This window comes from Pseudoalteromonas sp. SG45-3, from assembly GCF_014164075.1.
GTDB classification, from domain to species: domain Bacteria; phylum Pseudomonadota; class Gammaproteobacteria; order Enterobacterales; family Alteromonadaceae; genus Pseudoalteromonas; species Pseudoalteromonas distincta.
In genome coordinates, this window is sequence record NZ_JACJEN010000013.1 from 109,272 (window position 1) to 125,095 (window position 15,824).

A 15,824-nucleotide genomic window follows, 5' to 3' on the forward strand; every position below is an offset into this window, starting at 1 on the left:
TCGTTAAAATAGTAATGAAAGCCCCGAATTTCGGGGCTTTTTTGTATCAGCTATTTAGAAAAAGAATAAAGGTTGGCAATGACTAACATATTAAAGCTTCCGAGAGGGCGTACGCTTAATCTTGAAAAGCCCGTTATTATGGGAATATTGAATGTAACGCCAGACTCATTTTCTGACGGCGGGCAGTTTTTAGACCCCAAAATAGCGCTAAAACGCGCAATGCAATTGTTAGAGGATGGTGCGCAAATAATTGATATTGGGGGGGAGTCTACCCGCCCAGGCGCACCAGATGTGAGTTTAAAAGATGAACTTGCCCGAGTAATCCCCGCTATTAAAGCGATACGTCAGCACAGTGATTGCGTTATTTCAATTGATACCAGTAAAGCACAAGTAATGGAGCAAGCAATACTTGCAGGGGCAGATATAGTCAATGATGTAAGAGCTCTACAAGAAATAAACGCCTTAGAAACGGTTGCGCAGTATGAAGATGTAGCAATTTGTTTAATGCATATGCAAGGGCAACCTCGCAGCATGCAGTGCGCACCTCATTACGACAATCTGTTTGCAGATATAAATATTTTTTTTAGTGAACGTATTAAAGCATGTGAAACAGCAGGGATTAAGTTTGAGCGACTTATTCTAGACCCTGGTTTTGGATTTGGAAAAACACTTAGCCATAACTATCAAATATTGGCTAAGTTTGATGATTTTAACAAGTTAGGTTTGCCATTATTGGCCGGATTATCTCGTAAGTCGATGATAGGTAATCTATTAAATAGAGAAACAAATGAGCGATTAGCGGGCAGCTTAGCGGGTGCGTTAATCGCGGCGCAAAATGGCGCAAAAATTATTCGTGTACATGACGTTAAAGAAACCGCAGACGTACTTGGTGTATATCAAGCCTGCGAGAAAGGAATTGCATAATGAAAGAAAGAAAATATTTTGGTACTGATGGCGTACGTGGTCTAGTAGGAACGCCACCTATTAACCCTGAGTTTGCAATGAAGTTGGGTTGGGCTGCAGGGCGCGTATTATCTCAAAGTGGTACTAAAAAAGTCATTATAGGTAAAGATACGCGTATTTCTGGCTACATGCTTGAAACTGCACTTGAGGCTGGTTTAATTGCCGCTGGTATTGATGTTGTATTACTGGGTCCAATGCCGACACCTGCAGTTGCGTATTTAGCGCAAACATTTCGTGCAGAGGCAGGTATAGTAATTAGTGCCTCACATAACCCTTATTACGATAACGGTATTAAGTTTTTCAATGGGCAGGGTCTAAAGCTTGACGATGAAGTAGAGCTTCAAATTGAAGCGATGCTTGATGAGCAAATGACATGTGTTGCTTCAGATAAACTAGGTAAAGCTTCGCGTTTAGTTAGTGCAGACGGCCGTTATATAGAGTTTTGTAAGAGCCAGTTCCCCCAAGGGTTATCTTTAGAAGGGCTTAAAATTGTTGTCGATTGCGCAAATGGCGCTACATACCATATAGCTCCTTCTGTCATGCGCGAACTTGGCGCTGAAGTTATAACACATGCATGCGAGCCTAATGGCGTTAATATAAATCATGAATGTGGCGCTACTCATGTAGATACCCTTAAACGCAAAGTGCTTGAATTTAAAGCTGACGTAGGTATTGCATACGATGGGGATGGCGATCGTGTAATGATGGTTGATCATAATGGTCGTGTATTTGATGGTGACGATTTAGTTTATATTATTGCTTGCCAAGCTGCCGAAGATGATATGTTGGGTGGAGGTGTAGTTGGCACTGTAATGTCTAACATGGGTCTTGAAAATGCTTTAAAAGCAAAAGGTATCGAGTTTGCTCGCAGTAAAGTGGGTGACCGCTATGTAATGGAATTACTACAGCAAAAAGGCTGGAAAATTGGCGGTGAAAGCTCAGGCCATGTATTAAATTTAGATTTAATTAGCACGGGTGATGGCATTATATCAAGTTTGCAAGTACTTGCAGCTATGGTTGCACAAAACCGTACACTACAAGATTTGGGTGCTGGTTTTACTAAATATCCAATGAAAATGATTAACGTGCGCTATACCGCTGGAACAGATCCGACAAAAGCGCCAGAGGTACTTTCAGCTGTAGCAGAAGTTGAGCTTGCTTTAGGCGACAAAGGCCGAGTTTTACTGCGCAAATCAGGCACAGAACCTGTTGTTCGTGTTATGGTTGAAGCCGAGCAAGAAAAAATTGTAATAGACAGCGCTCAAAAAATTGCAGCTGTTGTAGAATCTATGAGCAAACAGACTGATTAATAACAATAACCTCTTGTAACTTTGGGCGAGAAAAGTTAATATCTCGCCCGCTTTCTAATGTGGAGTGGAAAATGGCAATACGCAAGGCGATGGTCGCAGGCAACTGGAAAATGAATGGTTCGTTAGAGCTAGTTAAACAAATGTCTGATGCTATTAACGATGTAAAATCACAAGAGATGGACATTGTTTTATTTCCTCCATTCCCACTTGTACCTGCGATGATAGCTAGTGGTGTTTCTACAGGTGCTCAAACTGTTTCTGAAAATACACCTGGTGCGTTTACCGGTGAAGTAGACGGACAGCTTCTAAAAGACTTAGGTGCAACTTACGTACTCGTTGGTCACTCTGAACGCCGCAGTATTTATAACGAAAGTAATGAAACTGTCGCTGAAAAGTTTGCTAGAGCACAAGAAGTTGGGTTAACACCAATTTTATGTGTTGGCGAAAGTGAAAGTGAGCAAGAAAACGGTCAAACCGAACAAGTCGTTGCTGCACAAATTGATGCAGTAATTGAAAAATTAGGTGTAGCAGCACTGAAAGATTCTGTGATAGCATACGAGCCCGTTTGGGCCATAGGCACAGGTAAGACTGCATCGCCAGAGCAGGCACAAACTGTTCATAAATTTATCCGTGATAAAATTGCTGCACTTGATAGCACTTTAGCACAAGGGCTTTCCATCTTATATGGTGGTAGCGTTAATGAAAAAAATAGCGAATTATTATTTGCACAAACAGATATAGATGGCGGCTTAATTGGCGGCGCAAGTCTAAAAGCAGAATCTTTTTCTGCAATCTGTAACAGTGCAAAAGGGACTGTATAAGATGTACGAAATTTTATTAGTAGTTTATTTAGTTGTGGCTCTAGCTCTAGTTGGAATGGTTTTAATTCAACAAGGTAAAGGCGCAGATATGGGTTCTTCATTTGGTGCTGGTGCTTCAGGCACGGTTTTTGGTTCGTCTGGTGCTGGTAACTTTATGACAAAAACAACCACAAGCTTAGCAACAGTATTTTTTGTTTTAAGCATTGTGCTAGGTAACCTAACTGCAGGTCAAATTAAAAAGACTGACGAGTGGGAAAACCTAGAAGCAGCTCCTGCAGTAGAAACTGTAGTTCCTGTTGAAGAAGATGTTCCGGTAACATCTACGAAAGAGCAAAGCTCTGACGTACCGAACTAATTTAGCGTAATGCTATCGTTAAACGATTTATACTCCTCAAATAAATCATATGTTTAACAAATAAGCGAAAGCTTAAAAATGCGGATGTGGTGGAATTGGTAGACACGCCACCTTGAGGGGGTGGTGCTTTCGGGCGTGGGGGTTCAAGTCCCCCCATCCGCACCAAATTTAGAAACCAGTAACAGAAATGTTACTGGTTTTTTTGTGCCTGCGATTTAAATTGAATGTTATTTGTACTTTCTTTTTTTAAAGGGCAATTAGTTATGTAGAATTTTGAATTGTTTGTAAAAAAAACTAGAAATTTTACAAATTTAGTTAACACTTATGAGTAATAAGCCGATAATAGATTTAGACAATAAAATAAGGTATTCACAATGGCTTCAGGCTTCACTTTTCAAAATCTCAGCATAAGTAAAAAAATACATGCGATTACGAGTATTGCTGTCGTTGCATTTTTAGTGATTGTTCTGATCAACTATTTTGCTATGAATGATAATAGAATTGCACTTGATGAAATGGAAAAATCATCCTACAAAGTTGTTAAGTTAACATCAGCTAATGTTGGTATTTTAGAGAAGCTGGACGAACTTTACACCCAAGCCGTAACATTTGGTGAGCAAGATTTAGTCGAGAAAGCATCTGACACATACAAGCAACTTGAATTGAATATTATTGCGATAGAAAAAATAAATGCCTCTTACATTCACAGTGACACTAAAGAGCAGCTCGCAAATTACGAAAAAATATCAGCGACTATCGCAAATGGCATGGTAAATGGAACAGCAGATTTTAGTAAAATTCAACAACAAGCACAGAGGAAAACAGCGCTTTATAACGATGTCCTAGAAAAGTTTAAGGCAGCACAAGTCAAAGCTGACGATCGTTTTTTTGAACTTGTTGCAAGCACAAAGGACCGCTCTGATTACGCCCTTACGTTAATGTTAGTTGTTTCTATTGTATCGCTTATTTTATTGCTCTTTATGGCTATTTGGATAGCTAAGCGAATTGCTTCTTCGGCAAGTGATGCGGCAAATAATTTAAGCTTATTAGCAAGCGGTAAAGGCTCGCTAAGCACTAAATTGACAGTTAACTCTGAAGATGAAATAGGTCAAGTATCTATAAACTTCAACTCTTTTATTGGCATATTGAAAAAAACGGTGTTAGAAATTATCGCGGTTTGCGAACCGTTAATGGAAAACTCTACTCGCTTAGTGCAGGGGATGGAACAAGCGGAGCGTGCAACGACTAAACAAACCACTGATGCTGAGATTGTAAAGCAATCGATGGAAGAGATGAAACAGAGTGTAGGAGATATCTCTCAATCAGCTGCAAGTGCTTCTCATGCAGCGCAAACGGCAGAGAAAGAAGTTGAGCAAAGTAGAACTCAAGTACAAACATCAGTAACCGCTTCTCGTACGTTAAGTGATGAGATTAATCACGCTGCTACAACTATCAATAAATTAGCAGACGATACAAAAAATGTGTCGCAAATATTAAATGTTATTACATCAATAGCGGAGCAAACAAATTTACTTGCGCTTAATGCTGCCATTGAAGCTGCCCGTGCTGGTGAGCATGGCCGAGGCTTTGCTGTTGTCGCTGATGAAGTTAGAGAGCTTGCATCGCGAACTGCTCACTCTACAAATGAGATTAGAGAGCTGTTGACTACTTTAACTGAAGCGGCTAACGAATCAGTTACTGCAATGACGACTGCAAGAGATATGGCTACAGATAATGCAACTGCAGCAGAAAAAACGGGTATTTCTATAGAGAAAATTGCAGAGCAAATGTTAGAAATAAATGGAATGAACTCACAAATTGCTGCTGCCACAGAAGAGCAAACATCAGTTGCTGCTATGGTTGTAGAAAACGTGACAAATATGCACGTATCATTTGAAGATACAATGGACTCGCTAACGGCTGTGAGGGATGTAGCTAAAAACCTTCATTACCTTTCAGATAACCTATTAGATGCCACGGCTAAATTTAAAATTGAGTAACGTAGCTAAATCAATTCGAAGTAATGCTTATTCAATTTGAGAGGGCAGATCTGACGCTAGCCGCGTTAAAATTTCTTATTTAGAATACTAAATAAGAAACTTTTGCCTTGCTATCGACACCGTTTTTCTCCCTCAAAATATCTCACTTAATTGAGCGAATTGTTATTAAAGTTAAGTTATAAAAAAACCACCGATTTGGTGGTTTTTTTATTTAATAATAGCAATTAAAAGGTAGCAATCACTTTAACTTTATCAGTTGCTTTACTGCTATCTATATAGCCGATTGAATCACCATTAGCGGCAACAAAGTCAATGACAGCTTGATCTGAATCAAACTTTTCAGGCGGTGTTCCTTTACCTGTAAAAACAAGTTTTGACCAATAGGCATTTAATTGGCTGCTCGATTTACCTACCACTTTAGAATTGAATTCATCAGCAATAGCGGTACCGTTTTGAGTTGCTGGGTTGACCTTATTGCCGTTATCAAACGACTTGGCCTTTCCTAAGTAAATTTTCTTAATAGTCTCTGCATCAAGTGCATTTGCATTACCAGGATTTACAATTACTGCAACTTCAGCCAAAGCACCGAAAGAACATAATGAAAGCGCACTAGCTAGGATTAATTTTTTCATATTCCGCTCCAATTAAAATACTAAATCAACACCAACGGCTACTACATCCGTTTCAGTGTCAGTGATGTCATCATCAAATCGACTAAAGTCAATTTTAAATGCAGCTGAAGGGTGGAAGTCATAACGTGCGCCAATTGTGTATACGTTACTCTCTGCACGCATGCTCTCTAGGGCAAAGTTCACTGTAGTATTTAATAAAGGAATTGATTCAAGAGTATTAAAACGTGACGAATCATGTTTATCATCATTTTTTTCATAGGTGAAGTGAACAATAACATCGTCTATACGATAACCGGCAGAGGCATAGTATTGTGATTGTTCAGCCAAAATACTTCCCTCTACTTCAAACTGTGTATATTCAGCATCAAATAAGAAGTTATCATAGTCAATAGAGAAGCCAATACCAACAAAGGTTGTTTCATCTTCGTCAGTAATAAGATCATTTGCTGTGCTCGTTAAACCGTTAGTATTAAGTACTTCAACAAGTCCAATTAAACCGCTGTCATTAGATGAAATGCTAGTGTCGGCCACAATATATGCAGCTCGTGCACTGAACCAGTCGTATGATAGGCTCCAGTTTATACCGCCTAAATTATTTAACTCAGCAGGTAAGCTATCTCCAAATACATTTATATCGCCATCAAATGCGCCATAAAACCCTTGCAAAGTAGAGTCCCAATCTCCTAATTGATTGTTGTAAACAACACTCAAGCCTTCATAAGTCGAAAATGGGATACCGTACACTGAGCGAGGTGGGCGTACCCAGCGATAAGCATAGCCAACATCCAAAAAATCTGAGTATTTATAGAAAGGGACACGCATTTTACCAGCGCTAAATTGCAGTTCATCGCTGTATTCATAAGTAACATATGCCCATTCGAATGTGGCGTCAAAGTCGTCCTCTCCACGCGCAATAATTTGAGCCGTAGCCGTCAGTTTCTCTTGAAGATCAGCAGATAGTTGTAAAGCGAACTTACTCTCATTTTTAAATGAGATATCGTCGTCATATCCGTATAAGGTTTGATCACTGTCTAGGCTTTTACCACCTACGATAGATGCAAAACCATTAATACGTACTTCAGCGCTTGCATAGCTAGATGCAAGTACAGCACATACAGCTACTGCTACAGATAGCTTTTTCATATGTATTTCCTATTTTTTATTTAGATGTTGATTTCAATAGGATTATAGAAGTGATAGTGTTTTTTATCTAATAAATTTAGGAAGTTAATAAAAATAAATTTAGTAACGGCTTTTTAATTTTGTAACATATATATTTTATGTATGTATTAAAAGCAGAATAGTATGATTTTATTAGAATAAACTTTAAATCTAGTTAATAAGGCTTTTTAAAATGGCGGGAATATTATAACTAAATTTTCTTTTTACGTTCTTTGGTTAAGGAGTTAGAACGAATGTTGCTAGTAATTACAATAGCTATTATCAAGTTTGCTTAATCGGTTTTAACTATTGATCTTATTTAAGTTTTTTTGACACCAAAGCAATGCTTGTTGCTTGTTTTTTACAGCGATTTTTTGATACACCTTGTGTAAATGTACACGAACTGTAGCTTCACTGATAAATAAAGTGTCTGCAATTGCGCTTGAATGTAAGCCAGAAAATAACAAGTTTAATACTTTCATTTCTTTGCAGGTTAAGTTATTTGATTGCAGCGCAGTTTGTTGTTCACTCGCTAGCATTTGTCTCATCCAACCATCAGTTACCGCACGTGGAAACCAAAGTTTTCCTTGTTCTATTGCTTGTAATCCTTGCTGCAGTAGTACTTCGTCAGTGCCTTCATAAAACAAACCTTTTAAATTAGGCCACTCTTTTAATGCCAAAACATCACCGTCTTTGGGCACGTCAAAAATAACGAGGCCTTGATGACCGTTTTCTAGCATAAACTGATTTATAAGTTCATGGTTTGTAATAACATTTAAAGCTTGATAATTAACAAGTAGGACGTTGAAGTCAGCTGCAACACAAAAAAGTGATGTGTAATTTGGGCTGGTGAAGCATGTGGGGCTTTTATTGGCTGTATTTTCAATATTCATAATATTCTATCCATAGACTACATTTTAGCACTATATTCTTATTTTTAGTTAATTTCAATGATACCTGAATGTATTTTAGCTCTTTTTTTATACACTAAAGTACATGTATGAGTATGTTTTATGCGCTCTTTAAAGTAGTATTTATGAGATTTTTTGTTTTAAAACAGTTCATTAGTGAGGTAAATATTAGAGGGGTTTATTTATGATAATTCATCTAAAGCTAACAATGCTTAAATTACTGTCATTTTCTATGAATTTATTTAAATAATTTATACATTTATTCACAATAATGTCATATAATACCTGTCCAGAGGAAAGATGCTATTTAGCGTCTTTTTTTATGCCTAAAATTTATATTATCAATATAAAAGCATAACAAAAATCACACGGTATCCTTTGGAGAATATTTTGAAACTACGCACACTCTCACAGTTAAGCCTAGCAATTGTCGCTGCACTATCTACCTCAGTAAATGCTGAAGAAGCTAAAACAACCGCAAAACAAGACGCGTTTGAAAAAATCGAAGTCACAGCTCGTAAACGTACAGAGAGCTTATTTGAATCTCCAACCGCTATCACATCAATTGGGGCGAACCTAATTGATAAAGCCAATATGAGTAATCTTGAAGATATTGGTAAATATGTTCCAAACTTAAACATCACCCGTTACGGTGTTGGTAATGCAGCACATGCGTCTGTGTTCATTCGTGGTATTGGTCTGCAAGATCACATAATAACTACTGATCCAGGTGTAGGCGTATACTTAGATGGCGTTTATTTAGGTCGTCAAATGGGTTCTAATTTATCATTACCTAATGTTGAGCGTGTTGAAGTGCTTCGTGGTCCACAAGGTACTTTATATGGTCGTAATACATTAGGTGGCGCTGTAAATGTAATTACAAAGCAACCTGGTGATGAAGGTATTGTAACTACTTCAGCTAAGCTGGGAAGTCGTGGACGTATTGCTGGTGATGTTTATTTTAATAACTCACTAAACGATGAACTAAGCATGTCTGCGAGTGCATCTTACAAAACACGTGATGGTGTTGGTGAAGCTGTTAATTTAGCAAATCCAGAGAAAGAAATTGGTGAGGAAGAGGAATTCAGTGGTCGTGTAGCCCTTAAATGGCAAGCGAACAGCGATTTAGCATTCACTTTTGCTTTAGATGGAGTTGATAACGAGTCAGGTCAATCGCCTTACACAATTGAATTAACTGACCCGCTAGATGCAAACGATGTGTTTAATGGCGACTTCCCATTATTGACTCAAGATTTAATTCCATCAGACCCTGATGATTTAGGTACAACCGTTGCAGGTATTGAATCAACTTCTTACTCAGGTTGGGGCACATCGTTCTCGGCTGATTGGGCAATTAACGATACTTATACTACTAAGTTTATCTCAAGCTACCGTACATCTGAGTATGAAGGTGGCCTAGATGACGATGCATCACCTTTAAACTTATCTGAGTTTCCAGAAGAGGGCGGAGCTGATCAGTACTCGTTTGAAATTCAACTAAATGCAACATTTGATAATATGGACTTTGTGTCAGGCCTTTACTTTTTTAATGAAGATGGCTTTACACGTTCAGGCCCATTTGTATTCAGCCCATTTAATACACCCAATGGCTTATTGAATGACGGAGTAACAGAATCATTTGGTGGTTACGGCGATTTTGAAATTAACCAAGAAACTAATTCTTACGCAGCCTACTTTAATGCAAGCTACGATTTAACTGACGATTTAACGGTAGGTGGTGGTCTTCGTTATTCAAAAGATGAAAAAGATGCAAATGCTATATTCCCATCATTTCCTACTCGTAAGTATGTAAGTGCAGATTTTGATGCAGTTACGTGGGATGTAAATGCATCTTATCAGCTTAGCAATAATATGAATGTGTATGGCCAGATTCAAAAAGGCTACCAAACAGGTGGTTTTCCACCGCGCCCATTTGGTGGACCAGACCAGTTTGTATCATTTGACGAAACGAAAGCGATTAACTACGAAATGGGTCTAAAAGGCCAAGTACACGAAAATGTATCTATGATGCTTGCGGTATTTGTGACTGATTACACTGATTTAGCATTACCGTTTTCAGACCCAACAGCAGGTGGCGGTTTCGTAACAATTGTAGAAAATGCGGGTCAGTCTAAAGCACAAGGTATTGAGCTTGAAACAACCGTCGCTATTACTGATGATTTTACTATTCGCAGTGCAGTTGGTTATTTAGATTCTGAAATAACAGAAGTGGCTGAGGGTGTACAAGGTATAGGTAAAGGCGATTCACCAGCACTTACACCACGCTGGACTGTCATGGTTGCACCTTCTTACTTTATGGATTTAGAGAGCGGCGCAACACTTGCGCTTAATGCTAATTATTCGTACCGAAGCGAAATGCAAGGGCAATCAGTTTATAACCAAAGTGAGACCATTGACTCTCGTGAACTAGTTGGTTTTAATATTTCCTACACTAATCCATATGGCGATATGGAAGTTACACTGTATGGTGAAAACGTTCTAAACGAAGTTTACGATGTTGGTCGTCTACAACAATCAGGTTTTGTTGGCGTAATGCGCAGTAATGATCGAAGTGAATTTGGTTTGAAATTCAAAAAAGATTTTGAGCTATAAACTAAAATCAAGTAAATGTAATTGAAGTTTATTTTGCATAATAAAGGCCGAATCATGCTGTGATTCGGCCTTTGTGTATTCAATAGTAAGGTTATTATTTGCATCGTTTAAATTCCTAATTTTAATTGCTGATTTAAAACAATCCACATCCCCATTTTTGAGTGTTTGTATTAACTAAAATGCGCCTTTTTAGTTTGTGTAAAGGCTAGGTTGTTCGCTACAATGGCGCCTCTTAATTGCCAAACGGACTCTGTAATGAAAATTCTTGCCGATCAAAATATGCCTTTAGTTGAGCAGTACTTTGCAGACTTTGGTGAGGTTGAGCGTTTTGATGGTCGTAAATTAACGCCTGAACAATTAATAGATGTAGATGTTCTTCTTACTCGTTCGGTGACAAATGTTAATCATGAACTTTTGGTACAAGCTAACAAGTTGAGCTTTGTAGGTACTGCCACAATCGGCATTGACCATATTGATACGCAATTACTGCATGATAGAAATATCGCTTTTACAAGTGCACCTGGTTGTAATGCTGTTGCTGTAGCTGAATATGTAATTAGTAGCTTATTTGCATTAAGCCAAGAAAATGCGCGTCCATTGTGTGCTCAAACAATTGGTATTGTAGGGATGGGCAACATTGGTACATGTTTGGCGCAAAAATTAAAAGCATTAAACGTAGTTGTACTGCTGTGCGATCCGATTAAGCACGAACAAGGCTTATTACAAGAGCATGTAGCGCTTGATGAGTTATTAGCGCAGTCAGATGCTGTTACTTTTCACGTTCCCCTTGTTAAAAGTGGCGAGCATAAAACACTGCACATGATGGGTAAAGAGCGTTTAAAAGCACTTAAGCCAGGAACCACGCTAATTAATGCAAGCCGTGGCGATGTAATTGATAACCAAGCATTGCTTGAGGTAATGGAAGCTGGGGCTGATTTAGATTTAGTACTTGATGTATGGGAGAAAGAACCCAATATTTTAACTGAATTACTAGAGCATGTTCGTTACGCTAGTGTGCATATTGCAGGGCATACACTTGAGGGGAAAGCTCGTGGTACACAAATGTTGTATCAAAAACTGTGTCAGCTCAAAGGTGTTGAGGCGATTAAATCGTTGGATGATTTTTTACCAACACCAGCCGTTACAAATGCAACTGTTACGCAAAGCCTTAATGAGCAAGATATTGCTCGTTTAGTGCATTTAATTTATGACGTTCGCCGCGATGACGGAATATTACTTCGTCGTCTAGAGAGCGACGGCTTCGATAGTTTACGTAAAAACTATCCAATAAGGCGAGAATTTAGCACCTTATTTCTACAAGGTGATAGCCCACAACTAGCAGCACTTAGCCAGCTTGGCTTTAGCATAGCTGAATAATTATTTAACTAACGATGTTGTTTTAATGTCGTTTATAGAGGAAGAAATATGTCGCAAAAATATAACGTTGCCGTACTTGGCGCTACTGGTTTAGTAGGCCGTCAAATCATTGAAACGCTAGCAGATCGTAAGTTTCCTGTTGATCAGCTTTTTTTACTTGCTAGCAGCCGCAGCGCAGGTGAAGATATAAAGTTTCGTGGTGAGACCATTGAAGTACTTGACGTTGAAGGCTTTGACTTTAGCCAAGCGCATATAGGTTTGTTTTCTGCTGGTGGCAGTGTATCTGAAAAATATGCTCCTATTGCTGCTGAAGCCGGCTGTATTGTAATCGATAATACATCGCACTTTAGAAATGATTTTGAAATACCACTCGTGGTGCCAGAAGTTAATGCTTCAAGTCTAGCTGATTTTAGAAATCGTAATATTATTGCTAACCCTAACTGTTCAACTATTCAGATGATGTTAGCACTTAAACCAATTTATGATGCTTACGGAATAGACCGTATTAATGTATCTACTTACCAAGCTGTATCGGGTGCAGGTAAAGACGCGGTTGATGAACTTGCAAAGCAAACAGCTAATTTGATGAATGCACGCCCTATGGTTAATGAAGTATTTCCAAAGCAAATTGCATTTAACGTTATTCCTCAAATTGATAGTTTTGAAGATAATGGTTATACGCGCGAAGAAATGAAAATGGTAAACGAAACTCATAAAATTTTGGGTGATACCACTATTGCCGTGAACCCAACGTGTGTACGTGTTCCCGTATTTTTTGGGCACTCAGAGTCAATTAATATTGAAACGCGCATGCCTTATGACTTTGAACACGTTAAGCAACTTTTAAAAGACGCCCCTGGTGTCGAGCTAATTGATGATGAAGGTGACTACCCAACAGCAGTGTCTGACGCTAGTGGTAACGATACTGTGTATATAGGTCGATTACGTGCTGATATTTCTCATCCTCATGGATTAAACATGTGGGTTGTAAGTGACAACACTCGTAAAGGTGCTGCAACTAATAGTATTCAAATTGCAGAAGAGCTTATTGCCAATTACATGTAATAGTTAATTGCGCTAACATGCTTTTGAAGCGGTAAACAGTAGTTGTTTGCCGCTTTTTGTTTATATAGCTTGTCAAATTTTTGCCGTTTAATTTTAAAAATACAAAAACTGATTGATAACACTCAATAAATTAATATTTATAAAGATGTTTTAAGGCATTTATTTTCAAGGTGTTGCGATGGATATTACGCTCTAACTGGTTTATAGTTTGTAATTGGAATAGAGCTTGCAATAAAAATAGATTGTAATAATAAATGCGAGTCAGTCATTTGGCTGATAATAGCAATAATAAACAATATTTATGCACTTAAGTTTTAGGTGTTTTATTAATATTTAAATATTAAAGGATCAGCATGCGCGGTTTAGCTACACTTATTATATTAGCGTCTGCATTGATAGTAACGCCAGTTTACTCTCAGGACAGTACCCAATTAAAGGGGCCTAAAGGCGTTGACTATGGTGCGCAAGGGCGATCAATTGGGCCAATTAAACCAACTGATACGCTTTGGCGTATAGCAGCTAAAGTGCGCCCAGACAATTCTGTCAGTATTTATCAAGTTATGCAGGCTTTGTATAACAAAAATCCCGATTCATTTTTAGAACAAAATCTTAACCACATTCAAAATGGTGCCTATTTAAAAATCCCTACCTTAGCCGAAATAAAAGCTGTAAATACGCAGCTCGCAAAGCAACGCTCTGAGCAAGATGATGCATTATGGGAAAAGAAAAAAAATGGCACGCTTACACAAAGCGAAATTAACTCAGCGCAAACAAAAGTAACTCAAGCGCGTAAAATTGATGTAGACGATGCTAAAAAAGAGATACAGAAAGAATTAAATGAAATAAAAACAGAGCAAGGTACTAAGCTTGTTGAGTTACAACAACAGTTTAAAAGCTCAGTTAGTAATGTAGAAGAGATTTTAGTTGAAAATAATAATCTCAAAAAACAGTTATCAGGAATATCAAAAGAGCTCGAAAACTTACGTTTGCAATTAGGACAAGACAGCGAAATTCAAAATCAGTTAAAAGAACTCATTGTTAAACAAAACGAGATTATTGCCCAACAAAAAAAACAAGAAGTAATACCAAAAGAGTCATTTGATTTTGGCTCATTATTTTCAAATCCCATAGTACTGGGCTTGTTAATGTTTATTCCTGGGTTACTGATTATTTTTGCAATCGTTATGTTTTTACGCAAACGAGCAAGTAATCAAGAAGAGCCGCAAAACGATGATGACTTTTTACCACAAACCCCAACTTATACTGGCGATGATGATTTAGGCCCAAGCTTAAATGACGATCCAATTGTACCTGACCCTTTAGATGACTTGAGTGTTCAATTAGATGATAGTCTCGAAAGTGATATGTTGCCTAATGATGATTTAGACGACGGCTTAGATGATTTTTCTGGCGACGAAAATTTACTTGATCAGGATGAGCTCGAAAGCTTGCTAAGCGATGACATTGTTTTTGATGATGAAAATACCGATGACGATGATGAGCTCGATATTTTTATGCAGCAAGGGTTTGATCAACCTTCAGATGAAAACGCTGAAGATATAGATTTAGACTTATCTGATGACTCAATTAACAATGATGAAATCCTAACTAATGACGATTTAGATAGCTTGTTTGATGAAGAAGATAGTCTACCTGAATTTGATGCACCGCAAACAAGCGAAGCTTTAGAGGATGACAGCTTAGAATCTCATGATGAAATGGCGGCTTTAAGTGAAGAGCTTGCAGATGAAGATAATTTTGATATAGATGAATTATTAGATCAAACATCAACAGAATTAGATACCTCAAATAACACTTCAGCTGAACTTGATACAAGCGACGACTTTGATTTAGACGATATAGCTAGCTTAATTGATGAGGCGAATGACCCAAAAAGTGATGTGGTAGATGACTCACTTGATGCAGAGTTACTCGACGAAGATGAACTTCTAGAAGAAAGCGATGACTTTGATTTAGACGACATAGATAGCTTAATTGATGAGGCTGCAGTTGATACTGCAGATGACTCATTAGTTGAGGAAAGTGACGACTTTGATTTAGACGATATAGATAGCTTAATTGATGAAGCAGCAGTTGATACTGCAAATGATTCATTAGTTGAGGAAAGTGACGACTTTGATTTAGACGACATAGATAGCTTAATTGATGAGACTGCGGTTGATACTGAGAATGACTCTTTAGTTGAGGAAAGTGACGACTTTGATTTAGACGACATAGATAGCTTAATTGATGAGGCAGCAGTTGATACTGCAAATGATTCATTAGTTGAGGAAAGTGACGACTTTGATTTAGACGACATAGATAGCTTAATTGATGAGGAAGCAGTTGATACTGCAAATGATTCATTAGTTGAACAAAGCGATGATTTTGATTTAGACGACATAGATAACCTAATTGATGATGATGTAAAAAATTCAGATGTAAGAGATTCAGAAATTGATAATGCATTGGCAGACTCAGTTGAGGATTTAGCAGATGCTCAAGAAGAATTAAATGTTGATGATATTGAGTCGCTTGCTTCATCATTAAATGAAGAGCCCGAGCTTGACGATGAGCCTGAGCTTGAAGAAGAGCCTGAACTTGAAGAAGAGCCTG

At 38.0% G+C, this 15,824-nt stretch carries 12 protein-coding genes and 1 tRNA gene; 10 read left to right on the forward strand and 3 right to left on the reverse strand.

What is annotated here, in order from left to right:
• Nucleotides 1-78 precede the first annotated feature (78 nt).
• The 6 genes from folP (at nucleotide 79) to H5126_RS14730 (ending at nucleotide 5,449) form a co-directional block, all read left to right on the forward strand.
• Nucleotides 79-924 carry a dihydropteroate synthase gene (gene folP / locus H5126_RS14705; protein ID WP_182720960.1) on the forward strand — a complete coding sequence of 282 codons (846 nt, stop codon included), beginning with the start codon at nucleotides 79-81 and terminating at the stop codon, nucleotides 922-924.
• The gene (gene glmM, locus H5126_RS14710) at nucleotides 924-2,273 is read left to right on the forward strand and encodes a phosphoglucosamine mutase (protein WP_002962765.1); all 1,350 of its coding nucleotides are present in this window, start codon (nucleotides 924-926) and stop codon (nucleotides 2,271-2,273) included. The genes folP and glmM overlap by 1 nt, the downstream gene beginning before the upstream one ends.
• A gap of 71 nt (nucleotides 2,274-2,344) precedes the next feature.
• Nucleotides 2,345-3,094, forward strand: coding sequence for a triose-phosphate isomerase (gene tpiA, locus H5126_RS14715; RefSeq protein ID WP_002962767.1), 750 nt, complete (start codon nucleotides 2,345-2,347; stop codon nucleotides 3,092-3,094).
• Nucleotide 3,095: 1 nt separating this feature from the next.
• A complete protein-coding gene (secG, locus tag H5126_RS14720) occupies nucleotides 3,096-3,449 on the forward strand; it encodes a preprotein translocase subunit SecG (RefSeq protein ID WP_002962769.1) in 354 nt (117 codons plus the stop codon).
• Nucleotides 3,450-3,529: 80 nt separating this feature from the next.
• Nucleotides 3,530-3,614: transfer RNA gene (locus tag H5126_RS14725), tRNA-Leu, on the forward strand.
• 209 nt (nucleotides 3,615-3,823) lie between these two features.
• The gene (locus H5126_RS14730; protein WP_024594860.1) at nucleotides 3,824-5,449 is read left to right on the forward strand and encodes a methyl-accepting chemotaxis protein; all 1,626 of its coding nucleotides are present in this window, start codon (nucleotides 3,824-3,826) and stop codon (nucleotides 5,447-5,449) included.
• A 224-nt stretch (nucleotides 5,450-5,673) separates the two neighbouring features.
• Here the strand turns inward: H5126_RS14730 and H5126_RS14735 are convergent, their stop codons facing one another.
• The 3 genes from H5126_RS14735 to H5126_RS14745 form a co-directional block, all read right to left on the reverse strand.
• Nucleotides 5,674-6,081, reverse strand: coding sequence for a hypothetical protein (locus H5126_RS14735; protein WP_002962772.1), 408 nt, complete (start codon nucleotides 6,079-6,081; stop codon nucleotides 5,674-5,676).
• A 12-nt stretch (nucleotides 6,082-6,093) separates the two neighbouring features.
• The gene (locus tag H5126_RS14740) at nucleotides 6,094-7,224 is read right to left on the reverse strand and encodes a porin (protein WP_182720961.1); all 1,131 of its coding nucleotides are present in this window, start codon (nucleotides 7,222-7,224) and stop codon (nucleotides 6,094-6,096) included.
• Between the two features lie 320 nt (nucleotides 7,225-7,544).
• A complete protein-coding gene (locus H5126_RS14745; RefSeq protein ID WP_182715988.1) occupies nucleotides 7,545-8,135 on the reverse strand; it encodes a LuxR C-terminal-related transcriptional regulator in 591 nt (196 codons plus the stop codon).
• Nucleotides 8,136-8,543: 408 nt separating this feature from the next.
• Between H5126_RS14745 and H5126_RS14750 the strand changes: the two genes are divergently transcribed.
• The 4 genes from H5126_RS14750 to H5126_RS14765 all read left to right on the forward strand — a co-directional run.
• The gene (locus H5126_RS14750) at nucleotides 8,544-10,766 is read left to right on the forward strand and encodes a TonB-dependent receptor (protein ID WP_182715987.1); all 2,223 of its coding nucleotides are present in this window, start codon (nucleotides 8,544-8,546) and stop codon (nucleotides 10,764-10,766) included.
• Between the two features lie 255 nt (nucleotides 10,767-11,021).
• Nucleotides 11,022-12,143: a 4-phosphoerythronate dehydrogenase gene (locus H5126_RS14755; RefSeq protein WP_039484462.1), complete on the forward strand. Its 1,122-nt coding sequence runs from the start codon at nucleotides 11,022-11,024 to the stop codon at nucleotides 12,141-12,143.
• A 48-nt stretch (nucleotides 12,144-12,191) separates the two neighbouring features.
• Nucleotides 12,192-13,208 carry an aspartate-semialdehyde dehydrogenase gene (locus H5126_RS14760; protein ID WP_182720962.1) on the forward strand — a complete coding sequence of 339 codons (1,017 nt, stop codon included), beginning with the start codon at nucleotides 12,192-12,194 and terminating at the stop codon, nucleotides 13,206-13,208.
• A 353-nt stretch (nucleotides 13,209-13,561) separates the two neighbouring features.
• Nucleotides 13,562-15,824: FimV/HubP family polar landmark protein (locus tag H5126_RS14765; protein ID WP_310736037.1), on the forward strand; the 2,263-nt coding region annotated here is incomplete at its 3' end.

Coding starts and splice junctions, on each gene's coding strand:
- tpiA (WP_002962767.1), top strand. CDS start 2,345: ATGGCAATACGCAAGGCGATGGTCGCAGGCAACTGGAAAATGAATGGT.
- H5126_RS14760 (WP_182720962.1), top strand. CDS start 12,192: ATGTCGCAAAAATATAACGTTGCCGTACTTGGCGCTACTGGTTTAGTA.
- H5126_RS14745 (WP_182715988.1), bottom strand. CDS start 8,135: ATGAATATTGAAAATACAGCCAATAAAAGCCCCACATGCTTCACCAGC.
- glmM (WP_002962765.1), top strand. CDS start 924: ATGAAAGAAAGAAAATATTTTGGTACTGATGGCGTACGTGGTCTAGTA.
- secG (WP_002962769.1), top strand. CDS start 3,096: ATGTACGAAATTTTATTAGTAGTTTATTTAGTTGTGGCTCTAGCTCTA.
- H5126_RS14735 (WP_002962772.1), bottom strand. CDS start 6,081: ATGAAAAAATTAATCCTAGCTAGTGCGCTTTCATTATGTTCTTTCGGT.
- folP (WP_182720960.1), top strand. CDS start 79: ATGACTAACATATTAAAGCTTCCGAGAGGGCGTACGCTTAATCTTGAA.
- H5126_RS14740 (WP_182720961.1), bottom strand. CDS start 7,224: ATGAAAAAGCTATCTGTAGCAGTAGCTGTATGTGCTGTACTTGCATCT.
- H5126_RS14730 (WP_024594860.1), top strand. CDS start 3,824: ATGGCTTCAGGCTTCACTTTTCAAAATCTCAGCATAAGTAAAAAAATA.
- H5126_RS14755 (WP_039484462.1), top strand. CDS start 11,022: ATGAAAATTCTTGCCGATCAAAATATGCCTTTAGTTGAGCAGTACTTT.